Raw genomic sequence first — 21132 nt, 5'->3', positions numbered from 1 at the left:
GTACGGCTCCTACTGTCCGGCTCCCACCTCGAAGAGCAGGTAGAGGAAGGCCGCGAAGACATGTCCGGCGGCCAGGTAGATGAGCAGGCGCACCCACAGGGCGCGGGGGAACTTCTCCTCCATGTCACTCATGGCGTCTCTCCAGGGGTGGGGCCCAGGCACAGGGTGGCCGTGGGACTCTGCAACAGGGTGTGGACGAACAGGAGCTCGACTCCGTCGGGGTCCTGGGCGGCGATGCGGTGCGGGGTGAGCGAGTCGAAGTGCGCGCTGTCGCCGGGTCCGAGCAGGTGCGTGGCGTCACCGAGGCGCAGGCGCAGCCGTCCGCGCAGGACGTGGAGCCACTCCTCGCCGGGGTGCACGCGCACGATGTCGCCCTGGGAGCCGTGCGGCACCTGCACCCGCAGGGCCTGCATCGCGCGCCCGGAGGCGCCCGCCTGGAAGTAGGTCCAGCCGCCGGCCGCGGTCGGTTCCATGTCGGCGGCGCGTACGACGGAGTCCCGGTCGGCGACCGTCTCGCCCAGCAGTTCCGAGACCGTCGTACCGTAGATACGGGCGAGCGCGAGCAGCATGGGCAGCGAGGGCTGGCGCTGACCGGTCTCCAGGCGGGACAGGTGAGCGGGCGACAGCCCCGCGGCGGCGGCCGCGGCCTCCAGGGTGAGGGAGGCGCGGCGGCGCAGGGCGCGAAGCTGGGGAGCCACCGAGGGCAGCTCCGTGAAGGCTTCAGGGGAGCTCATGACTCCATTGAGCCGCAGTTTTGCCTCAGCGGCAATTTTCTTGCCTCAGAGGCAAACCCGCGGATCAGCGATTCGCCACCGCCTGCTTCACCAGCGTCTTGCTGAAGTCCCACATCAGCCCGCTGCCGCTGTGCGCGTCGTCCATCACATCGGTGAAGGCGTCGACGAACCGGTCCACTTCCTTCTCGCCGACGACGAGCGGCGGGATCAGCTTGATGACCTCCAGGTGGTCCCCGGAGACCTGGGTGAGGATCCGGTGCCGTTGCAGCAGCGGTACGACGACCATCTGCGCGAACAGGCCCTTGCGTGCGGCCTGGAGCATGGTCCAGCGGCCGCGCAGCTTGAGCGACCTGGGCTTTCCGAACTCGATGCCGATCATCAGGCCCCGGCCGCGCACGTCGGCGAGCAGCTCGTACTTGTCGACGAGGGCAGCGAGCCGGGACTTCAGCAGCTCACCGGTGGCGCGTGCATTCGCGACGATCTGCTCCTGCTCCATGACCGACAGCACGGCGAGCCCCGCGGCCATCGCCTGGGCGTTGGACCCGAAGCTCGCCGAGTGGACCAGCACCCGGTCCATGGACGAGTAGACCTTCTTGAAGATCCAGTCCTTGCCGAGGGTGGCGCCGACCGGCACATATCCGCCGGAGAGCGCCTTGGCCACGCACACCAGGTCGGGCTCGACCTCCTCCTCGTGCTGGTAGGCGTAGAAGTCCCCCGTGCGCCCGAGCCCGGTCTGCACCTCGTCGGCGATGAGCAGTGCCTTGTGCTTGCGCAGCAGCTCCTGCGCGGCCCGCAGATAGCCGGGCGGGGCCTCGTGCACGCCCTTGCCCTGGATCGGCTCGACGACCAGGGCGGCGACATCGCCCTTCTTCAGCTCCCGGGCCAGGGCGTCGAGGTCCCCGAGGGGCACGGCCGTGTCGGGCAGCAGGGGCGCGAAGCCGTCCCGGAAGCCGGCCTCGCCGTTGACCGACAGCGACCCGGTGGTCAGTCCGTGGAAGGCGTGGTCGCAGTACAGGACCCGGGGCTTGCCGGTGGCGTACCGGGCGAACTTGAGCGCGGTCTCCACCGCCTCGGTGCCGCTGTTGCCGAAGAACACCCGGTCCAGGTGCGGGCTGTGCGCGAGGAGCTTCTCGGCCAGCAGCCCGGGCAGCGGCTGGCAGTCGAAGCGGGTGAGGTCGGCGAGCTGGGCGTCGAGGACGTCGTGCAGGGCCTTGCGGACGACGGGGTGGTGGCGCCCCAGGCCCATCACCCCGAACCCGGCGAGCATGTCCAGGTAGTCGTTGCCGTCCGCGTCCCAGAAGTAGGCGCCCTCACCGCGCTCGTAGACCTTGTCGAAGCCGATGGTGTGCAGCATGCGCGGGAGCTGGTGGTTCAGGTACTTCCCGTGCAGCTCGTACCGCTCGGCTCCGCGCTCGGCCAGGAGTCTGCCGAGGTCGAACTCCGTGCTCATTCAGCTTTCTCCTTGGCTTCGGCCTGTTCCTTGACGGCCAGGCTCGCGCTGATCCGCCCCGCCACCTCGACCGGCGTCAGACCGATGTCGGCGAGCACCTCGCCCCGCTTGGCGTGCGCGAGGAACTGCTCGGGGATCCCGAACCGCCGCACCGGCACATCGACTTCGGCGTCCCCGAGGGCCAGCGCGACCGCGGCGCCCACCCCGGCGGCCCGGCTGTTGTCCTCGACGACGGCCACCAGCCGGTGCTCGGCGGCGAGGCCGGGCAGCGCCGGGTCGACGGGTTTGACCCAACGGGGGTCCACGACCGTGCAGTTGATGCCGCGGGCCGCCAGCAGCTCGGCGGCCTGGAGGCAGACGGGCGCCATGACACCGACGGCGACCAGCAGGACGTCCGGTACGTCCGAGGAACGGTGCAGGACGTCCAGTCCGCCCACCCGGTCGACGGCCGGCACCGCCGGTCCCACCGACTCCTTCGGGAACCGCACCAGCGTCGGCGCGTCGTCCACGGCGACCGCCTCCCGCAGCTGCGCCCGGAGTTGGTCGGCGTCCCGGGGCGCGGCGATCCTCAGACCGGGCACGACCTGGAGGATCGACATGTCCCACATGCCGTTGTGCGAGGCCCCGTCGACCCCCGTGACCCCGGCCCGGTCCAGCACGAACGTGACCCCGCAGCGGTGCAGGGCGACATCCATGAGGAGCTGGTCGAAGGCACGGTTCAGGAAGGTGGCGTAGACGGCGACGACCGGGTGCAGCCCGCCCGTCGCGAGGCCGGCCGCGGAGACCGCCGCGTGCTGCTCGGCGATCCCGACGTCCCACACCCGGTCCGGGAACCGGGCGGCGAACTTCCCGAGCCCGACCGGGTGCAGCATGGCCGCCGTGATCGCCACGACGTCCTCGCGCTCCTCCCCGATCGCCACGATCTCGTCGCCGAACACCGAGGTCCAGGACGGCCCGTTGGAGGGGGCGAGCGGCTCGCAGGTGAGGGGGTCCATCACACCGACGGTGTGGAAGTGGTCCTCCTCGTGCGCGAGGGCGGGCTCGTAGCCGCGTCCCTTCTCCGTCAGGCAGTGCACGAGCACCGGCCCGTGGAACCGTTTCGCCCGCCTGAGCGCCGACTCGACGGCCCCGATGTCGTGTCCGTCTATCGGGCCGACGTACTTCAGCCCGAGGTCCTCGAACATGCCCTGCGGCGCGAAGGCGTCCTTGAACCCCTTCTTCGCGCCGTGCAGGGACTCGTAGATGGTGTTGCCGACCACCGGGGTCTTCAGGAGTACGTCCTTGCCCCAGGCCAGCACCTTCTCGTAGCCGTCGGTCGTGCGCAGGGTGGCCAGGTGGTTGGCGAGGCCGCCGATGGTCGGCGAGTACGACCGCTCGTTGTCGTTGACGACGATGATCAGCGGCCGGTCCTTGGCGGCCGCGATGTTGTTGAGCGCCTCCCAGGCCATGCCGCCGGTGAGCGCGCCGTCGCCGATGACCGCGACGACATGCCCCGTCTCCCCCTGCACCTGGCGGGCCTTGGCGAGCCCGTCGGCCCAGCCGAGCGCGGTGGAGGCGTGGCTGTTCTCGACGATGTCGTGCTCGGACTCGGCGCGCGAGGGGTAGCCGGACAGGCCGCCCTTGGAACGCAGCTTCGAGAAGTCCTGACGCCCTGTCAGGATCTTGTGCACATAGCTCTGATGGCCGGTGTCCCACACGATGCGGTCGGCGGGTGACTCGAAGACCCGGTGGAGCGCGATGGAGAGTTCCACCACCCCCAGGTTGGGCCCGAGGTGTCCGCCGGTCCTGGCCACCGCGTGCACCAGGAAGTCCCTGATTTCCTCGGACAGTTCACCGAGATCCGATTCGGACAGCGCCTTCAGGTCGCGTGGTCCCCGGATGTTCTCCAGAATGGTCACGCTCGGGCCCCCTTCGGTCCGTGCTGTTCAACTCACGGTGACGGCCGGCTCCCCCGACGCGACGCCGTCCTTCTCCATCTGTTCGGCGATCTTCATCGCCTCCTCGATGAGGGTCTCCACGATCTTCGACTCGGGGACGGTCTTGATGACCTCGCCCTTCACGAAGATCTGCCCCTTGCCATTGCCGGAGGCGACCCCGAGGTCGGCCTCCCGCGCCTCGCCGGGACCGTTGACCACACACCCCATCACCGCGACCCGCAGGGGCACTTCCATGCCCGTAAGGCCCGCCGTGACCTCGTCGGCCAGCTTGTAGACGTCGACCTGGGCGCGCCCGCAGGACGGACACGAGACGATCTCCAGCCGCCGTTGCCGCAGGTTCAGCGACTCCAGGATCTGGATGCCGACCTTGACCTCCTCGGCGGGCGGGGCGGACAGCGAGACCCGGATGGTGTCGCCGATGCCCCTGCTGAGGAGCGCCCCGAAGGCCACCGCCGACTTGATCGTCCCCTGGAACGCGGGACCGGCCTCCGTGACGCCCAGGTGCAGCGGGTAGTCGCACTGCTCGGCCAGCTGCTGGTAGGCGCTGACCATCACCACCGGGTCGTTGTGCTTCACCGAGATCTTGATGTCCCGGAACCCGTGCTCCTCGAAGAGCGACGCCTCCCACAGCGCGCTCTCCACCAGGGCCTCAGGGGTCGCCCTGCCGTACTTCTGGAGCAGCCGCCGGTCCAGCGACCCGGCGTTCACCCCGATCCGGATCGGCGTGCCGTGGTCCTTCGCGGCCCGCGCGATCTCCTTCACCTTGTCGTCGAACTGCTTGATGTTGCCGGGATTGACGCGTACGGCCGCGCAGCCGGCCTCGATCGCCGCGAACACGTACTTGGGCTGGAAGTGGATGTCCGCGATCACCGGGATCTGCGACTTGCGGGCGATCGTCGCGAGGGCGTCCGCGTCGTCCTGCGTGGGACAGGCGACGCGGACGATCTGGCAGCCGGACGCCGTGAGCTCGGCGATCTGCTGGAGCGTGGCGCCGATGTCGGACGTACGGGTCGTCGTCATCGACTGCACCGACACCGGGGCCCCGCCCCCGACCGCCACCGGCCCGACCATGATCTGCCGCGACACGCGCCGCTCGGCGATCGGCCGGACCGGTACCTCGGGGACGCCCAAGGGAATGGCGGTCATGGCACTACTCGCGGTTTCCGGAGACGGTCTCGCGCATGGCCCGCAGCGACTCCTTGAGCGAGCCCATGGTGGCGAGGACGGCGGTGGGCTCGTAGCCGCAGTGCGCCATGCAGTTGGCGCAGCGCGGGTCCTTGCCGCGGCCGTACTTGTCCCAGTCGGTCTCCTCGATGAGTTCGCGGTACGTCGGCACGTACCCGTCGCTCATCAGGTAGCAGGGCCGCTGCCAGCCGAACAGGGAGTAGTTCGGGATCGCCCAGGCCGTGCACGGGAAGTCGACCTTGCCCTCCAGGAAGTCCAGGAAGAGCGGGGAGTGGTTGAGCCGCCACTTCCTGCGGTTGCCCCCCGCGAAGGCCTTCTTGAACAGCTCACGGGTCTGCTCCACGCCCAGGAAGTGCTCCTGGTCGGGCGCCTTCTCGTAGGCGTAGGCGGGCGAGATCATCATCTCGTCGACCTTGAGGTCGTCGTTGAGGAAGTTGAGCACCTCGATGATGGTCTGCGGGGTGTCGGTGTTGAAGAAAGTCGAGTTGGTGGTGACCCGGAAGCCGCGCTTCTTGGCCTCCTTGATCGCCTCCACCGCCTCGTCGAACACGCCCTCCTTCGCCACGGACTCGTCGTGCCGCTCGCGCAGCCCGTCGATGTGCACCGCGAAGGCGAAGTAGGGGGAGGGCGTGAACTTGTCCATCTTCTTGCGCAGCAGCATGGCGTTGGTGCAGAGGAAGACGTACTTCTTCTTCGCCACCAGCTGCCGCACGATCTCGTCGATCTGCGGGTGCATCAGCGGCTCGCCGCCGGCGATGGAGACCATCGGCGCACCGGACTCCAACACCGCCCCGACGGCCTGCGCCACCGGCATGCGCTGCTTGAGCACGCCCGCCGGATGCTGGATCTTGCCGCAGCCCTCGCACTTCAGGTTGCATGCGAAGAGAGGTTCCAGCTCCACGATCAGCGGGAACTTGTCCCGCTTGCGGAGCTTCTGTTCGGCCAAGTATGTAGCGACCTTGATGGACTGACGCAGCGGCATGGCCATCTGGCTCACCTCCTGGGGAGCAGCAAGGAACGGTGCCATTCATAGAAAGCGGGAAGAACGGAACGAAGGACGCGGAAGGCCGATATTCCACCGCGTACCGTGCCGATCCGGACGAGTTCATGTTGTGGAGCGTCCACGACCACCCGGACGGCCGCAACCGGGCGCTCGCCCGCGCGCACGGCGCTCAGCAGCGTGGCCGCGGACTCCATGTCGACCGCGATCGCGCCGGTCGCGAGCAGATCCGACCGCTCGTGACCACGGACGACGTGATCGGAGCCGGTGAGGGGTCCGGTATGCACGGTACGTCCCGGTACGGCCCGAACCAGCTCCTTGACGAGTAGGTCGGTCTCCACACAGGGAACGGTTCCGTCCGGATCCCGGGTCTCCTCGGCGACGACCAGATCGCCGGGGTGCATCCCGGGGGCGAGGCCCGCGCAGAAGCCGGTGGCCAGGACGGCGGCCCCGTCGAGCGCGGGGTTCGCCAGGGCCTCGGTGACGGCACGCTCGGCCGCCCTGGGGCCCATCCCGGTCCGGAGCACGGTGACCGGGCCACCCGCCCCACCTCGGCCGCCCGCTCCGCCGCGCCCGCCGGCCCCGCCGCGCTCGCCCGTGCGCAGGGCGAGGTGCTCGATGCCGAGCGCGCAGGCGATCAGCAGCGGGGCGGTGGCGGGCTCGGTGCTCATCAGAGTGCCTCGGTCCGGGAGAACGGTTCTCCATGGACGTAACGGCCCAGCGCGGTGAGCGGGAAGACCTGCCGGTAGAGGTGGTAGTTGATGGAGAAGTCCCAGGGGAAGCCGGTTCCGGTGAAGTAGGGCTCGTCCCAGGAGCCGTCCTCGCGCTGGGTGCTCGCGAGCCACTCGATGCCGCGCTCGACGGCCTTGGAGTCCCTCTCCCCCGCCGCCAGCAGCGCCATCAGCGCCCAGGCCGTCTGGGAGGCGGTGGAGGCGCCGCGGCCGCTCCACTCCTTGACGTACTTGTAGGAGCGCAGGTCCTCGCCCCAGCCGCCGTCGTCGTTCTGCACCTTCTCCAGCCAGGCGACGGCCCGGCGGATCGCCGGGTGCGAGGAGGGCAGTCCGGCGGCGGTCAGCGCGGGCACCACGGACCCCGTGCCGTAGACGTAGTTGACGCCCCAGCGCCCGAACCACGAGCCGTCCGCCTCCTGTTCGGCGAGCAGCCAGTCGATGCCGCGCCGGGTGCGCGGGTCGTGGGAGAGCCCCTCGACCGCCAGCATCTCCACCACGTGGGCGGTGACGTCGGCGGACGGCGGGTCGATGACCTCGCCGAAGTCGCAGAAGGGCAGCCGGTTGGGGAAGGGACTGGTGTTGTCGACGTCGAAGGCGCCCCAGGCGCCGTTCTTCGACTGCATCCCGAGGTTCCAGCGCACCCCCCGTCCGATGGCCCGCTCGACCCGCTCGGGGTCGTGGTGCCGGACCCGGCGCAGGGCGAGGACGACCTCGGCGGTGTCGTCGATGTCGGGGTAGTTGTCGTTGTGGAACTCGAACGCCCAGCCCCCCGGCGGGAGTTGGGGACGCTTGACGGCCCAGTCGCCGGGCCGCACGATCTCCTCGCCCAGCATCCAGTCCGCCGCCCTCACGAGCTGCGGATGATCGGCGGGTACGCCCGCGTCGACGAGGGCGATGGTGGCGAGGCAGGTGTCCCACACCGGGGACTGGCAGGCCTCGATCATCCGGGCCCCGTCCTCGCGCCAGATGGCGAAGCGGTCCAGGGATTCCAACCCGGCCCGCATGACGGGGTGTTCGAGGTCGTAGCCGAGCAGGTGCAGGGCGATCACCGAGTACACGGCCGGGGGCTGGATGCCGCCCCAGCAGCCGTCGTTCTCCTGCCGCTCGATGATCCAGCGAGCGGCGGAGTTCATGGCGGCTCTGCGGAGTCTGCGCGGGGCGACCTTGCGCAGCTGGTGCAGGGCCTTGTCGAGGCGCTGGAAGGCGCCGTCCCAACTCGCCACCGGGGCGAGGGGTGTGGCGGGGTTCGGGTCGGCGGGGTCGGTGTGCAGTTCGTCGAGCGGGAAGGGCGCGGGCCGGACCGGACGCTTCGCCGAGACGATCGTCAGCGGGACGATGGTCTGGCGGGCCCAGCACCCGAAGTCGTAGATGTTGAGCGGGAACCACTTGGGGAAGTAGATGAGCTCCGGCGGGAGTTCGGGCAGGTCCTCCCACTTCCACCAGCCGAACAGGGCGAGCCAGATCCGGGTGAACACCCGGGCGGCGGCGATACCGCCCTGGGCGCGGATCCAGGCCGACGCCTTGGCCATGTGCGGGGCGTCCGGCGCGTCGCCGTCCAGGCGGAGGGCGACGTACGCCTCGATGGTGGTGGAGAGTTCGCCGGGCCCGCCGTAGAAGCTGGCCCAGGTGCCGTCCTCGCGCTGCTCTCCGCGGATGAACTGGGCGGCGGCACGGGTGGTCGCCTCGTCGCGGATGCCGATGAACTGCCGGAGCAGCAGGTCCTCGGCGTCCATGGTGACGTTGGTCTCCAGGTCGCCCTTCCACCAGCCCTGGGCATCCTGACGGGCGAGCAGGTGGTCGGTGGCGCGCTGGACTGCCCGTACGGCGGCTTCTTGTACCCCGGCCGCCACGGGGGTGTCGAGACGGGTTTCGCTGGCCGCGGCAGCGCGGGACGGCAGGGCCCCGGTGCTTCCGTCGGTCGTCGCTGTCATGGCTTCCCCTTCGTGCAGTGTGCAATGTGGTGCTCTGCTGCGGGTCCGCCGTCGGCCGGTGCCTTTCCTTTCCTCGCAGCACCGGCCGGCGACTACGCGAGGGCTATTCGACCGATAGTGATCATCTCTTTCGTACGACGACGAAGTCGGCCAGCGCCGTGAACTGCTCCCGGACCCGCTCGGGCATGTCGACGGCGTGGAGGGCCTCGATGGCGACGGCGTGCTGACGGCGTGCCTCCGCGGCCGTCCACTCGCGGCCGCCCGCCTCCTCGATGAGGGCGGCGCGGGCCGCGAACTCCTCCTCGGAGAAGTTCTCGAAGTCGCTGCTCTTGGCGTCGGCGGCGAGGAGCTCGCCGAGCCGCTCGGAGGCGGCACCGCCCGCCGCGAGCGCGGCCACCACCGGCAGGGACTTCTTGCGCTGGCGAAGATCGCTCCAGGTCTGCTTGCCGGTGGAGACCGGGTCGCCCCAGATGCCGAGGAGGTCGTCGACGGCCTGGAAGGCGAGGCCGAGGTGGTAGCCGTACTTCTCCAGGGTGTCGGCGGTGCGGTCGTCCGCCCCGCCGAGCACCGCGCCGATGGAGGAGGCGCAGGCCAGCAGGGCGCCGGTCTTGTTGCCCTCCATCTCCAGGCACTCCTCGACGCTCACGCGGTCGCGGTGCTCGTAGGAGATGTCCTGCGCCTGGCCGTCGATGAGGGCGCGGGTGGCGGTGGTGAGGCGGCGCGTGGCGCGGCCCGCCTCGACGGTGCCGAGCTCCAGGAGGATCTCGTTGGCGAGGGCGAACAGGGCGTCGCCGACCAGGATGGCCTGGGCGGGGCCGTGCACCTTCCAGACGGTGTCGCGGTGGCGGCGCTGTTCGTCGCCGTCCATCAGGTCGTCGTGCAGGAGCGAGAAGTTGTGGACCAGTTCGACGGCGACCGCGCCCGGGATGCCGGTCTCGGGCGCGGCACCGGTGACCTCGGCCGAGAGCACCGCGAGCGCGGGGCGCACGGCCTTGCCGCCGTCGCCGTCCGCGGGGTTGCCCTGGGCGTCGATCCAGCCGAAGTGGTAGGCGGACACGGTGTCCATCGGGGGCGCCAGGCGGTCGACGGCCGCCCTCAGCACCGGTGTGGCCAGGGTCCGGCCGCGCTCCAGGAGCGCGGTCACGTCCACCGCGGTCCTCCGAGCAGCCGTCTCGGCAGGGGGCACAGTGGGCACAGTCTCTCCTCTTGTTGCGGTACCGGAGGTGCTGGGGCCGGTCGCGCCGTGCTGATCGAGCATCACGCGGCCTCCTCGACGTCGAAGAGGTGGGCGGGGCGGGGCCGGCCCAGGGTGCTCAGCGCGGCGTCCGCCGCACTCACACCGCTGCGGACCGCACTCTCCATGGTCGCGGGCCACCCTGTGGCGGTCCACGCACCGGCCAGGTAGAGGCCGGGGGCTTTCGTACGGGCGCCGGGCCGCAGCCGTCCGACACCGGGGGTGGGAGCGAAGGTCGCCGTGCGCTCCCTCGTCACGAAGAAGTCCTGCACCTCGGCGCCGCGCGCGAGCGGGAGCAGCCGCTCCAGCTCGGGCAGATACCGCTCGCGCAGTTCCGCCACCGGTGAGTCGATCTCGTGGTGCGCGGCCGACTGGGACAGGGCGAGGTACTGGCCCGCGCGCAGTCCGGAGGCGTCGGTGCGGTCGAAGACCCACTGCACGGGGCTGCCCAGGGCGGCGAAGAAGGGTGTGCCGAGCACCTTGCGGTCGTAGACGACATGGACGTTGAGGATCGGCGCGGTGCCGATCTCCCGGAGATTTTCCGGGGCGTCCAGCGCGCCCTGAGGCAGCAGGTCAGCGGCCTCGTGCTGGGCGACGGCCAGCACCACGGCGTCCGCCCGGAGTGTCTCCCCGGGAACCTGAACGCTCCAAGTGCCGTTCTCGTCAGTAGAGATGGAGGTGACGCGTGTACGGACCTCGGTACGCACGCCCGCGGAGTCGAGCGCCTTGCGGGCGAGCCGGTCATGCAGGTCGCCCAGCGGGACGCGCGCCCAGCCGATGTCGGCCGCGCCCGGGTCGGACAGCAGACCGGTCTTGAACACCATCGCGGCGAGCCCCAGCGAGGCGTCGCCCGCGACCGCGTTGAGGGTGGCGACCCCGACCAGGTCCCACAGGGCCTCGACGGCACGCGCCGACTGACCGTGCGCGGTCAGCCAGCTGCCGAAGTCCTGTGCGTCCAGGCTCGGATCGGCGAGGTCGAGCCCCTTGAGCGCGAGCGCGGCACGCCCCACCCTGGCCCGCTCGGCGAGCGAGAGATGCGGGTAGGTCGCGAGACTGCGCCCCAGGTGCAGGGGCACCGGCAGTGCGTCGCGCCGCAGTCTGCCGAGCCGCCGGCCCGCGGGCCGGGCCAGGTCGAGAACGGGCACGTCGAGACGATCCTGCAAGGGCGCCAGCGCCGTCCCCTCGATGCGGTCGAGGAACCAGCGGTAGGCGGTGCAGCACCGCAGGTAGACGTGCTGGCCGTTGTCGACGGTCAGGTCGCCGCGCTGGAAGGAGAAGGCGAGCCCGCCGAGGCGGGGCCGTCCTTCGAGCAGGGTGACGCGCACTCCGGCGTCGGCGAGCGCGAGCGCGGCGGTGATCCCGGCGAGCCCGCCGCCGATCACGACGGCGTCCCGCCCGGACTGATGCCCGTCGGTCATCGCACACCCTCCCCTGCGCGGCCGCCGTGGTGCTCGGTGGGTGCACGGCCGACCGTTGCAGTCAGGGACGCCGTCCCGGAGCGGAGGGTTGCGTGCCACTTTTCTCCGGCGGCATCACCTTGGAGTGGATTGTCCACTTCGCCCATCAGGCGCGCCTCCTGACGGTCTGCCGCGTCACATGCCGTGCGTCCAGCCCCGACAGGCCGCGGACCGCGACGTACGCCTTCTCGCGCCCGGGGAGCGAGACCCGGCCGCGCAGCACCGCCTCGGGGTCGCGCTCGATGCGGTCGAGCAGCCGGCGGTAGATGCCGGCCATGGCGGCGACACAGGCGCCGCTGCGCCGGTCCAGCATGGGGAGCAGCCGGTAGCCCTCGGCGAAAAGAGCGCGGGCCCGACGCACTTCGAAGTGCACGAGGCCCGCGAAGTCGGCTCCCTCGGGTGGTTGCGACCCCTTGAAGCCGGCCGAGCAGCCGAACTTCGCGAGGTCGTCGGCGGGCAGATAGGTGCGGCCGCCCTCGGCGTCCTCACGGACGTCTCTGAGGATGTTGGTGAGCTGGAGGGCGAGCCCGAGCGTGTCGGCATACTCCGGCGCGCGTTCGGCGGCGCGCGCCCCGGGTTCGGTGCCGAAGACGCCGAGCGAGAGCCGGCCGATGGCGCCCGCCACACAGCGGCAGTACACCTTCAGGTCGTCCCAGGTCTCGTAGGTCTCGCCGCGGACGTCCATCAGGACGCCGTCGATCAGTTCGTCGAGGCCGCCGAGCGGGATCGGGAAGGTCCGGGCGGCGTGGGCGAGGGCGACGGCCACCGGGTCGGTGTCGTCCTCGTCGACCGAACCCTCCTGCACCCGGGTCAGCATCGCCCGGGTGTCCTCGAGTCTCGCGGCCTTCACGTCGTCCGCCAGCGCGCCGTCGCCGATGTCGTCGACGCGCCGGGAGAACGCGTAGAGCGCCGACATCGCACGTCGCTTGGACGTCGGCAGCAGCCTGATGCCGTAGGCGAAGTTGCGCGCCTGCTGTCCGGTCACTGCCTCGCAGTAGCTGTAGGCGGCGAGTACCGGTGCGGACACGTGCGGTGGTGACTCCACGGTCCGATTCACCCCTCTCCTCGCAGAGCGACGCCCACCTCGCGCAGCAGCTGGAGCTTGCCGGGCTTGGGCGGGCCGGGAAGTACGTCGTGTTCTGCGGCGGCGATCGCGCGGAGCGCCGCCCTTCCCCCGGCCACGAACCCCGCGAGCAGCAGCTTCAGTCTGCCGTGGACGCTACCCACCAGGGGGGCGCCTTCATTCAGGAGTTCGCGGGCGCGTTGCGCTTCGTATGCAACCAGAGCGCGCACCGATGCGCCCGCGCTTTTCGTGGCGAGATCCGCCTCCTGGACATGAAAGCGCTTCATGTCCGCGGCGGGCAGATAGATCCGGTCGCGGCCGAGGTCCTCGGCGACGTCCTGGAGGTGTTCGACGATCTGGAGGGCCGTGCAGACCGCGTCGGAGAGGCGGACCCGCTCGGGGGTCGAGGTGCCGGTGACGGCGAGCACGAGACGGCCGACGGGGTTGGCGGACAGCTCGCAGTAGGCGAGCAGGTCGTCGTAGGTCTCGTAGCGGGTGACGAGCTGGTCCTGGCGGTTGGCGGCGATCAGGCCGAGGAAGGGCTCGGGGCTCAGTGCGCGGCGGCGGACGGTGGGCTGGAGGCGGCGCAGCAGGGGGTGGTGCGGGGTGCCGTCGAAGACCCGGTTCAGGTCGGCCTCGAAGGCGTCGAGGAGCAGCAGGCGGTCCTCGGCCTCCTGCGGTGCTACGCCGAGCAGCCGGGCGTCGGCGCCGCCGGGGGCGAGATCGCCGTCACCGATGTCGTCGACGAGGCGCGCGAAGCCGTAGACCGCCATGAGGTCGGCGCGCCAGTCCTTGGGCAGGAAGAAGGGGGCCACGGGGAAGTTCTCCGCCGCGGCCTTGTCGAGCGTTCCGCGCTCCGTCGCTCCGGGGCGCGTCGTGCCGGTCTCCGTCATCGCTGCCTGCCTGGGGCGGGGACGGCACGTGCTGCGCTGAGCTGGGGAGTTTCCGAAGCCATCGCCGTCACATCTCCCGTTCTACACCGCGGACCCAATACACACTATTTCGGACACGCCGCCCGGCCGTCCGCGCGGCGTCCCTGTGCGGGTGTCGCGCATTATCGCCCTACTTGCCGCGATTGGGCACCGGTACAGCTTACGTTGTACAACGCGGCGGGGATCGTCGGGGTGTCCTGCGCATCACAAGAACACACCGATTGGCCCCAAGATTCCTAAGGGCCGCGGAAGTTGACGTTTCCTTTGCAGACGCGGGGCCCCGCCGGAGCAGTTCCGGCGGGGCCCGGTCAAGCGGAGCGGTCTTTTTCGTCGGGGCGCGGTGGACTACTTGCCCGTGAACTTCTCGTACTCCTTGATGACCTCTTCGGTCGGGCCGTCCATGCGCAGCTCCCCGCGCTCCAGCCACAGGACGCGGTCGCAGGTGTCACGGATCGACTTGTTGTTGTGACTGACGAGAAACACCGTGCCGGCCTCCTTGCGCAGTTCCCGGATGCGTTCCTCGGAGCGCTTCTGGAACTTGCGGTCACCGGTGGCCAGGGCCTCGTCGATCATGAGGACGTCGTGGTCCTTGGCGGCGGCGATGGAGAAGCGCAGCCGGGCCGCCATGCCCGAGGAGTAGGTGCGCATCGGAAGGGTGATGAAGTCGCCCTTCTCGTTGATCCCGGAGAAGTCGACGATCTCCTGGTAGCGCTCCTTGATCTGCTCCCGGGACATGCCCATGGCCAGACCGCCCAGGATGACGTTCCGCTCACCCGTGAGGTCGTTCATCAGAGCCGCGTTGACGCCGAGCAGGGAGGGCTGGCCGTGGGTGTAGACGCGGCCGCTCTCGGCGGGCAGCAGACCGGCGATGGCGCGCAGCAGGGTCGACTTGCCGGAGCCGTTGGAGCCGATCAGACCGATGGCCTCCCCCTTGTACGCGACGAAGGAGACGCCCCGCACGGCGTGCACCTTGCGCACACCCCGCGCGGCGTCGTCGGAGCCTCGCTTGAGGATGCGGCTGAGCGCGGCGGTCGCGCTGCCCTTGCCGGTCTTGGCGCCGTTGACGCGGTAGACGATGTGCAGCTCGTCCGCGATGACGGTGGGCGTCTGCGCGTCCGCCGTCATCATGGGCAGCTGCGCGTCGCGGATGTCCTCAGCCACGGCCGTACCTTTCCTCCGCCTTCCAGAAGTACACGAAGCCGCCGATCGCGAAGAGCGCCGCCCAGCCGCCCGCCGCAGCCCAGACGTGGTCGGGCAGGTTCTCGGCGCCGTAGTCGTCGATCAGGGCGAAGCGCATCAGGTCCATGTAGAGGGCCGCGGGGTTCCACTGGAGGACCGTGGCGACCCACTGCGGCTTGTCGGCCAGCATGATCGGGATGGAGAACATCACGCCGGACGCGTACATCCAGGTGCGCATCACGAACGGCATCAGCTGGGCCAGGTCGGGGGTCTTGGCGCCGGCGCGGGCCATGATCAGCGCGAGGCCGGTGTTGAACAGGAACTGAAGGGCCAGCACCGGGACGATCAGCGCCCAGGACAGGTCCGGGTAGTGCCCGAAGCCGACCGCCACCGCGAACAGCACGAGCATCGAGAACAGCAGCTGCTGGAGCTGCTGGAGCGCGAAGGAGATCGGCAGGGAGGCGCGCGGGAAGTGCAGCGCGCGGACCAGGCCGAGGTTGCCGGAGATGGCGCGCACGCCCGCCATGACCGAGCTCTGCGTGAAGGTGAACACGAAGACACCCGTGACCAGGAACGGGATGTACACGTCCTTCGACATCCCCCGGCTCGCGTCGAGGATGACGCCGAAGATGACGAAGTACACACCGGCGTTCAGCAGCGGGGTCGCCACCTGCCACAGCTGGCCGAGCTTGGCCTGGCTGTACTGGGCGGTCAGCTTCGCCCGCGAGAACGCGAGGATGAAGTGGCGCCGGTCCCAGAGCTGGCGGACGTAGTCCACGAGCGAGGGCCGGGCGCCGCTCACGGCCAGTCCGTACTTCGCGGCGAGCTGCGCCGCCGTGAGGCCCTGGTCGGGCGACACGGGCGCGGCGGTCGCGACCTTGCCGTCGTGCGTTGTCTCACTCAATGGTGGGTAACTTTCGTCTTCGAGATGCGCGGCCTGTGGAGGCAGGGCATGAGCGTGGGGCCGCGGTGCGGCCCGGCTGCTCTCGGATACGAGCTTGTCAGATGACAGGGGGGCGGCCCAGTCGGGTGAGCCGCCACACCGTACGCCACTTCATGGGCCGGCGCGGACCGCACGGGGTGCTCCAGCCTTCCCGGAAACCGCCGAACCAGGCCTTCAGCGCAGGCCGAGAGGGGCGGCGCAGCAGGGTCAGCAGCAGCCAGACGCCGAGGTAGACGGGGACCAGCGGGGCGGGCAGGTTGCGGCGGGCGAGCCAGACGCGGTTGCGGGCGACCATGCGGTGGTAGACCGCGTGCCGCGAGGGCGCGGTCGTGGGGTGGTACAGCACCATGTCGGACCGGTAGTCGATCATCCAGCCCGCGTCGAGGGCCCGCCATGCCAGGTCGGTTTCCTCGTGGGCGTAGAAGAATGCCTCCGGCAGGCCGCCGACTTCGGCGAGGACCTGGGTGCGCACGGCGTTGGCGCCGCCGAGGAAGGTGGTGACCCGGGAGGAGCGCATCGGATCGGAGGCGCGCAGCCGCGGGACGTGCCGGCGCTGGGTGACCCCGGTGTCGGGGTCGGCGATGCGGAAGCTGACGATGCCGAGCCGGGGGTCCTCGGTGAACGCCTGGCGGCACAGTTCGGCGGTGTCGTGGTGGGGGAGGAGGCCGTCGTCGTCGAGGAAGAGCAATATGTCGACATCTCGACCGCTGGGCCCGAAGGCCTCGATGCCGACGTTGCGCCCGCCGGGGATGCCGAGGTTCTCGGGCAGCTCGATCGTGCGGACGCCCTCGGGGACGTCCGGGACGGGTGAGCCGTTGCCGACCACGACCACCTCGATGGGGTCGCCGTCCTGCTTGGCGACCGAGTCGAGCAGGGCCCGCAGCTCCTCGGGGCGGTTGCCCATGGTGATGATCACCGCGCCGACCTTCACGCCGGTGCTCACTTCAGCCTGCTGGAGGCGAGGATCGACACGAGGTGCAGCAGGGTCTGGAGCATCGCGATGCCGGCCAGCACGGCGACGCCGAGCCGGGAGAAGAACAGGTCGTCGCGCACCTGGTCGACGATCGCGAGGACCAGGATCAGCAGGGACGCCTCGATACCGAGGATCAGCCGGTGGAACTTGAGCAGGGAGGCGGCCTTGCGGGCCAGCGCCATGCCGGAGGAGCGCATCTCGGCGGCCGACTCCTGCACGGGCGGCTTGCCGGTCTGGTGCCGGGCCACGCCCACGAGGTCGGTCTCGGCCTTGATCAGGATCGCGCCGAGCGCGGCGAGCGTGCCGAGGAAGGCCCACAGCCAGTCGATACGGCCGCTGCCGAACGGGTCGGCGGCGCGCAGCCCGAAGCCGACCAGGACGGCGGCGTCGGTGAGGTAGGCGCCGACCCGGTCCAGGTACACGCCGCTCAGCGAGTACTGCTTCTTCCAGCGCGCGATCTCGCCGTCGACGCAGTCCAGCAGCAGGTACATCTGGACGCAGACCACGCCGAGCACGGCCCCCGGGATCCCCGGCACCAGCAGCGCCGGGGCCGCGAGGACACCGAAGACGGTCATCAGGTACGTGAGCTGGTTGGGCGTGACCCTGGTGTTCACCAGGTAGCGGTCCACCCGCAGGGACACCTCACGCATGTAGAGGCGTCCCATCCAGTGCTCACCGCTGCGCCGGTCCTTGACCCCGACGGGGTGGACGACCGGACGGAGTTCAGCTACCGATGGCCTTGACATAGTCGGTGTAGATGTCCTTGATCTGGTCGGTCTTGAGGTCGAGGTGTTCGAGGATGGTGTAGCGGCCCGGGCGGGTCTCCGGAGCGAACTCCACGGCACGGACGAACTCCGCGGGCGTGAAGCCGATCTCCTCCGGCAGCACCGGCAGTCCGTGCCGGCGCAGCACCTGGGCCATGGAGGCCGCTTCCTCATGGGCTCCGCGCACGTACATCGCGAAGGCCGCGCCCAGGCCGCACTGCTCGCCATGGGCGGCGGCGCGCTTGGGGTAGAGCAGGTCGAACGCGTGGTTGATCTCGTGGCAGGCGCCGGAGGACGGGCGGGAGTCCCCGGACACCGACATGGCGATGCCGGTGAGGACCAGCGCCTCGGCGAGGACCTGGAGGAAAGCGTCGTCGCCGACTCCGCCAGGGTGCCTGAGCACCGCTTCCCCGGCCTGACGGGCCATCGCCGCGGCGAGACCGTCGATCTTCTCGCCGTTGACCCGGTTGGCGAGTTCCCAGTCGGCGACGGCCGAGATGTTCGAGATGGCGTCGCCGATGCCGGAGCGCACGAAGCGCACCGGGGCCTCACGGATCACGTTGAGGTCGATGACCACCGCGATCGGGTTCGGCACCCCGTACGAGCCGCGGCCGGCGTCGTTGTCCAGGGTGGCCACCGGCGAACACAGGCCGTCGTGCGCGAGGTTGGTGGCGACCGCGACCAGGGGCAGGCCCACGCGGGCCGCCGCGAACTTGGCGCAGTCGATGATCTTTCCGCCACCGAGCCCCACGACGGCGTCGAAGTGGCCGGCCTTTATGTCGGTGGCCAGTTGGACCGCGTCGTCGATGGTCCCACCGCCGACCTCGTACCAGGTGGCGCCGGGCAGGGCGGGCTCGATCCGCGCACGCAACCGGGCGCCCGAACCGCCGCTCACGGCGACGGCGAGCTTGCCCGAGTGCGAGATGCGCTCGTCGGCGAGTACCCCGGCCAGGTCGTCGAGGGCACCCGGGCGGATGTCCACGACGACCGGCGAGGGAATCAGCCTGGTCAGTACCGGCATGCGATCTCCCGTCCGCGGGCGAGATCGTCGTGGTTGTCGATCTCCACCCACTGGACGTCGCCGATCGGCGCCACGTCGATCCGGAAGCCGCGGTTCACGAGCTCCTGGTAGCCGTGCTCGTAGAACTGCTGCGGGTCGGTCTCCCAGACCGCCTTCAGCGCGTCGGCCAGTTCGGGGGCGGCGTCGCCCTCGATGAGGGTGACGCCGATGTACTCGCCGGTGGCCTCGGCGGGGTCCATCAGCTTGGTGATCCTCGTCATGCCCTTCTCGGGGTCGACGACGACCTTCATCTCCTCGTCCGCGAGGGACTTCACGGTGTCCAGGGCCAGGATGATCCGCCTGCCCTCACCGCGCGCGGCGAGCAGCGTCTTCTCCACGGAGACCGGGTGGACGGTGTCGCCGTTGGCGAGGATCACGCCGTCCTTGAGGGCGTCACGGCCGCACCACAGGGAGTAGGCGTTGTTCCACTCCTCGGCCTTGTCGTTGTCGATGAGGGTCAGCTTGAGGCCGTACTTGGCCTCCAGGGCCGCCTTGCGCTCGTACACGGCCTCCTTGCGGTAGCCGACGATGACGGCGACCTCGGTCAGGCCGATCTCGGCGAAGTTGGCGAGGGTCAGGTCGAGAACCGTGGGTTCGCCCTCTATGCCCGCGGGGCCCACCGGCACCAGAGCCTTCGGCAGGCTGTCGGTGTAGGGGCGCAGTCGGCGTCCGGCGCCGGCCGCCAGCACGAGGCCGATCATGCGGGTTCTCCTTCGTCGTGTACGGCGGGTGCCCCTGCGGACACCCAGAAGCGGATGCTCTCGGCGAGCACCACCAGGGCGACGGCCACGGCCAGGACCGTGAGCGCGACCGTGAACTGCGAAGCGGTGAGCACCGCGGCCAGAACGGCGACGAGGAGCGTGCGCCCCTCCTGCCCCCCGACGGCACGCACCAGCCAGGCCGGGGGCGCTCCGGCGTTGCCGCGGATGCGGTACACCGTGTCGTAGTGATGGTAGGCGACGGCCGCCACCAGCCCGAAAGCCGCAGGAAGGGCTCCGTTCACGTCCGCCTTGGCCGCGAGGATCAGGACGGTGCCGTACTCGGCGGCGCGGAAGAGCGGGGGGACGAGCCAGTCGAGGGCGCCCTTGAGGGGGCGGGAGACGGCTTCCGCGGAGAGCAGGACATAGGTGCCGGCCATCAGCACGACCCACCATCCCGAGCCCCACACCCAGGCTCCGGCGACGACCAGGCCGCCGCCCACGGCTGCGCTCAGGGGCGCCAGGTGCGGGCCGTTCCCCCGGAGGATCCGCGCCAGCGCCTGGACGAGGGGCCCGCTGTCCGCCAGATCCGCCAGCGCCCCCGCCGCCCGGTCCGTCCGCTGCGCCTTGCGCGTCAGCGACCGCAGCACCCGGCCCGCGGTCGTGTAGGTCGCCGCGAACGCGCAGCCGATGAGCAGCACGTAGAAGGTGATCCGGGGAGTGGTGACCGCCGTGAGGACCGCGATCATCGCCCAGCGTTCGCCGATCGGCAGGACGATCATCCGCCGCACCCAGACCGTCCAGCCGACGCTGTCGAGCTTGCCCGAAAGTGCGGCCGTGGGGCTGGTGTTGGCGGTGGCGTCGTGGTTCGCCTCGTTGAAGGAGAAGTCGACGACGTGCCGGCAGGTCTGGAGGATCATCGCGCCCAGCGCGAGGGCCCAGACGTCGTCGCCGCCGCGGGCGGCGCCGAGCGCGAGGCCCGCGTAGTAGGCGTACTCCTTGGCCCGGTCGAAAGTGGCGTCGAGCCAGGCGCCGAGCGTGGAGTACTGGAGGGAGTAGCGGGCGAGCTGGCCGTCGGTGCAGTCCAGGACGAACGAGGCGATCAGCAGGACACCGGCCGCGATGAACCCGCCGCGCGTCCCCGTGGCCGCGCAGGCCGCCGCGATCAGGGCGGTGATCAGGGAGGCGGTGGTGACCTGGTTCGGGGTGAGGCCCCGGCGGGCGCACCAGCGCGCGATGTAGCGGGAGTAGGGGCTGATGAAGTACGTGGTGAAGAACCCGTCGCGGGACTTCACGGCCGACTTCAGGCGTACGGCCTCGTCGTCGACGTCCGCGACGGCCTGCCGTGCCTCGTTGCGGGCCTGGGGGTCGGCGGGGACGGCGGCGACCAGGCTGCCGAGCTCGGGGCGGTGCACGTCGGCGCCGTCCTCGACCAGCGCGGAGACTATGCGGTCGGGCAGGCTGTCCACGGCGACCGCCGTACCGCCGCCGGCGGAGTTCTCGCGGGCCAGCGCCCGGGTGAGCGTCACGCGGCCGTCGGGCTGCGCGGTGACGGCGCCGGGCACGGCCGCGAGGGAGAAGCGGGGGTCGGTGAGGCCGAGGCGCAGCGCGTGCACATGGCCCACGAAGCGGGCGTCGACCAGGGCGACCCGTTGCTCACAGGGTGATTCGGCGACCAGCCGCTCGGCGTCGGCGGCGTCCACGGCGACCCGCACGTCGAAGCCGAGGGACCGCAGATCACCCTCGATCGACGATCCGGGGACCGGCTGACCGGTGAGGATGGCGGTCGACAACCGAACTCACTCCCTGGGTGCCGACGCGCGGGCGCCGGTCATGTGCACGATGGGGGCGCCCCTTGGCT

20 protein-coding genes are annotated in these 21132 nt (G+C 70.6%); all 20 read right to left on the bottom strand.

The annotated features are described in order from the left end of the window. Window positions 1–9: 9 nt before the first annotated feature. On the bottom strand, window positions 10–132 hold the full coding sequence (locus tag ACFULQ_RS08850) for a DUF6126 family protein (protein WP_020135411.1): 123 nt from the start codon (window positions 130–132) through the stop codon (window positions 10–12). Beyond that, complete coding sequence (locus ACFULQ_RS08845) at window positions 129–734, bottom strand: helix-turn-helix domain-containing protein (RefSeq protein WP_383540126.1); 606 nt, start codon at window positions 732–734, stop codon at window positions 129–131. Before ACFULQ_RS08845 ends, ACFULQ_RS08850 begins: the two co-directional genes overlap by 4 nt. 64 nt (window positions 735–798) lie before the next feature. Then, window positions 799–2184 carry an aspartate aminotransferase family protein gene (locus ACFULQ_RS08840; protein WP_383540123.1) on the bottom strand — a complete coding sequence of 462 codons (1386 nt, stop codon included), beginning with the start codon at window positions 2182–2184 and terminating at the stop codon, window positions 799–801. Beyond that, entirely contained in the window at window positions 2181–4082 is a 1902-nt protein-coding gene (gene dxs / locus ACFULQ_RS08835) for a 1-deoxy-D-xylulose-5-phosphate synthase (protein WP_383540121.1), read from the bottom strand. Before dxs ends, ACFULQ_RS08840 begins: the two co-directional genes overlap by 4 nt. A gap of 27 nt (window positions 4083–4109) precedes the next feature. Then, window positions 4110–5267: a flavodoxin-dependent (E)-4-hydroxy-3-methylbut-2-enyl-diphosphate synthase gene (gene ispG, locus ACFULQ_RS08830; protein ID WP_383540118.1), complete on the bottom strand. Its 1158-nt coding sequence runs from the start codon at window positions 5265–5267 to the stop codon at window positions 4110–4112. 4 nt (window positions 5268–5271) lie between these two features. Beyond that, a complete protein-coding gene (gene hpnH, locus ACFULQ_RS08825) occupies window positions 5272–6294 on the bottom strand; it encodes an adenosyl-hopene transferase HpnH (RefSeq protein ID WP_059194988.1) in 1023 nt (340 codons plus the stop codon). 5 nt (window positions 6295–6299) lie between these two features. Beyond that, entirely contained in the window at window positions 6300–6977 is a 678-nt protein-coding gene (locus tag ACFULQ_RS08820; protein WP_383540115.1) for a 1-hydroxy-2-methyl-2-butenyl 4-diphosphate reductase, read from the bottom strand. Beyond that, entirely contained in the window at window positions 6977–8968 is a 1992-nt protein-coding gene (gene shc / locus ACFULQ_RS08815) for a squalene--hopene cyclase (RefSeq protein ID WP_383540112.1), read from the bottom strand. Before shc ends, ACFULQ_RS08820 begins: the two co-directional genes overlap by 1 nt. A gap of 121 nt (window positions 8969–9089) precedes the next feature. Beyond that, a complete protein-coding gene (locus ACFULQ_RS08810; protein ID WP_383540244.1) occupies window positions 9090–10154 on the bottom strand; it encodes a polyprenyl synthetase family protein in 1065 nt (354 codons plus the stop codon). Between the two features lie 71 nt (window positions 10155–10225). Beyond that, entirely contained in the window at window positions 10226–11620 is a 1395-nt protein-coding gene (gene hpnE, locus ACFULQ_RS08805; RefSeq protein ID WP_383540109.1) for a hydroxysqualene dehydroxylase HpnE, read from the bottom strand. After that, complete coding sequence (locus ACFULQ_RS08800; protein ID WP_383540106.1) at window positions 11617–11766, bottom strand: DUF6380 family protein; 150 nt, start codon at window positions 11764–11766, stop codon at window positions 11617–11619. Before ACFULQ_RS08800 ends, hpnE begins: the two co-directional genes overlap by 4 nt. Then, a complete protein-coding gene (hpnD, locus tag ACFULQ_RS08795) occupies window positions 11766–12716 on the bottom strand; it encodes a presqualene diphosphate synthase HpnD (RefSeq protein ID WP_383540103.1) in 951 nt (316 codons plus the stop codon). The genes ACFULQ_RS08800 and hpnD overlap by 1 nt, the downstream gene beginning before the upstream one ends. After that, window positions 12713–13615 (bottom strand): squalene synthase HpnC, encoded by a 903-nt coding sequence (gene hpnC, locus ACFULQ_RS08790; RefSeq protein WP_383540099.1) that lies wholly within the window; start codon window positions 13613–13615, stop codon window positions 12713–12715. The genes hpnD and hpnC overlap by 4 nt, the downstream gene beginning before the upstream one ends. Before the next feature lie 384 nt (window positions 13616–13999). Next, window positions 14000–14782: an ABC transporter ATP-binding protein gene (locus ACFULQ_RS08785; RefSeq protein ID WP_383540242.1), complete on the bottom strand. Its 783-nt coding sequence runs from the start codon at window positions 14780–14782 to the stop codon at window positions 14000–14002. Window positions 14783–14807: 25 nt separating this feature from the next. Then, complete coding sequence (locus ACFULQ_RS08780; protein WP_383540097.1) at window positions 14808–15737, bottom strand: ABC transporter permease; 930 nt, start codon at window positions 15735–15737, stop codon at window positions 14808–14810. Window positions 15738–15834: 97 nt separating this feature from the next. Further along, window positions 15835–16680 (bottom strand): glycosyltransferase family 2 protein, encoded by an 846-nt coding sequence (locus ACFULQ_RS08775; protein WP_383540240.1) that lies wholly within the window; start codon window positions 16678–16680, stop codon window positions 15835–15837. Between the two features lie 35 nt (window positions 16681–16715). Then, window positions 16716–17495: a CDP-alcohol phosphatidyltransferase family protein gene (locus ACFULQ_RS08770; protein WP_383540094.1), complete on the bottom strand. Its 780-nt coding sequence runs from the start codon at window positions 17493–17495 to the stop codon at window positions 16716–16718. Then, on the bottom strand, window positions 17473–18534 hold the full coding sequence (locus ACFULQ_RS08765; protein WP_383540091.1) for an iron-containing alcohol dehydrogenase family protein: 1062 nt from the start codon (window positions 18532–18534) through the stop codon (window positions 17473–17475). The genes ACFULQ_RS08770 and ACFULQ_RS08765 overlap by 23 nt, the downstream gene beginning before the upstream one ends. Then, on the bottom strand, window positions 18522–19274 hold the full coding sequence (locus ACFULQ_RS08760; protein WP_383540088.1) for a sugar phosphate nucleotidyltransferase: 753 nt from the start codon (window positions 19272–19274) through the stop codon (window positions 18522–18524). The genes ACFULQ_RS08765 and ACFULQ_RS08760 overlap by 13 nt, the downstream gene beginning before the upstream one ends. Next, window positions 19271–21064, bottom strand: coding sequence for a DUF5941 domain-containing protein (locus ACFULQ_RS08755; RefSeq protein ID WP_383540086.1), 1794 nt, complete (start codon window positions 21062–21064; stop codon window positions 19271–19273). The genes ACFULQ_RS08760 and ACFULQ_RS08755 overlap by 4 nt, the downstream gene beginning before the upstream one ends. Window positions 21065–21132 lie beyond the last annotated feature (68 nt).

The organism is Streptomyces sp. NPDC057253 (assembly GCF_042669125.1).
Classification (GTDB): domain Bacteria; phylum Actinomycetota; class Actinomycetes; order Streptomycetales; family Streptomycetaceae; genus Streptomyces.
The sequence above is the reverse complement of the archived record's forward strand: the minus strand, read 5'-3'. Positions and strand labels throughout refer to the sequence as shown.

Excerpts from the sequence above, each read along its gene's own strand:
- ACFULQ_RS08765 (WP_383540091.1), bottom strand. The coding sequence starts at position 18,534 with ATGCCGGTACTGACCAGGCTGATTCCCTCGCCGGTCGTCGTGGACATC.
- ACFULQ_RS08820 (WP_383540115.1), bottom strand. The coding sequence starts at position 6,977 with ATGAGCACCGAGCCCGCCACCGCCCCGCTGCTGATCGCCTGCGCGCTC.
- ACFULQ_RS08770 (WP_383540094.1), bottom strand. The coding sequence starts at position 17,495 with ATGTCAAGGCCATCGGTAGCTGAACTCCGTCCGGTCGTCCACCCCGTC.
- ACFULQ_RS08785 (WP_383540242.1), bottom strand. The coding sequence starts at position 14,782 with ATGATGACGGCGGACGCGCAGACGCCCACCGTCATCGCGGACGAGCTG.
- ACFULQ_RS08775 (WP_383540240.1), bottom strand. The coding sequence starts at position 16,680 with ATGGGCAACCGCCCCGAGGAGCTGCGGGCCCTGCTCGACTCGGTCGCC.
- hpnC (WP_383540099.1), bottom strand. The coding sequence starts at position 13,615 with ATGACGGAGACCGGCACGACGCGCCCCGGAGCGACGGAGCGCGGAACG.
- ACFULQ_RS08760 (WP_383540088.1), bottom strand. The coding sequence starts at position 19,274 with ATGATCGGCCTCGTGCTGGCGGCCGGCGCCGGACGCCGACTGCGCCCC.
- ACFULQ_RS08845 (WP_383540126.1), bottom strand. The coding sequence starts at position 734 with ATGAGCTCCCCTGAAGCCTTCACGGAGCTGCCCTCGGTGGCTCCCCAG.
- shc (WP_383540112.1), bottom strand. The coding sequence starts at position 8,968 with ATGACAGCGACGACCGACGGAAGCACCGGGGCCCTGCCGTCCCGCGCT.
- ACFULQ_RS08800 (WP_383540106.1), bottom strand. The coding sequence starts at position 11,766 with ATGGGCGAAGTGGACAATCCACTCCAAGGTGATGCCGCCGGAGAAAAG.
- ispG (WP_383540118.1), bottom strand. The coding sequence starts at position 5,267 with ATGACCGCCATTCCCTTGGGCGTCCCCGAGGTACCGGTCCGGCCGATC.
- hpnH (WP_059194988.1), bottom strand. The coding sequence starts at position 6,294 with ATGGCCATGCCGCTGCGTCAGTCCATCAAGGTCGCTACATACTTGGCC.
- ACFULQ_RS08850 (WP_020135411.1), bottom strand. The coding sequence starts at position 132 with ATGAGTGACATGGAGGAGAAGTTCCCCCGCGCCCTGTGGGTGCGCCTG.
- hpnE (WP_383540109.1), bottom strand. The coding sequence starts at position 11,620 with ATGACCGACGGGCATCAGTCCGGGCGGGACGCCGTCGTGATCGGCGGC.
- ACFULQ_RS08840 (WP_383540123.1), bottom strand. The coding sequence starts at position 2,184 with ATGAGCACGGAGTTCGACCTCGGCAGACTCCTGGCCGAGCGCGGAGCC.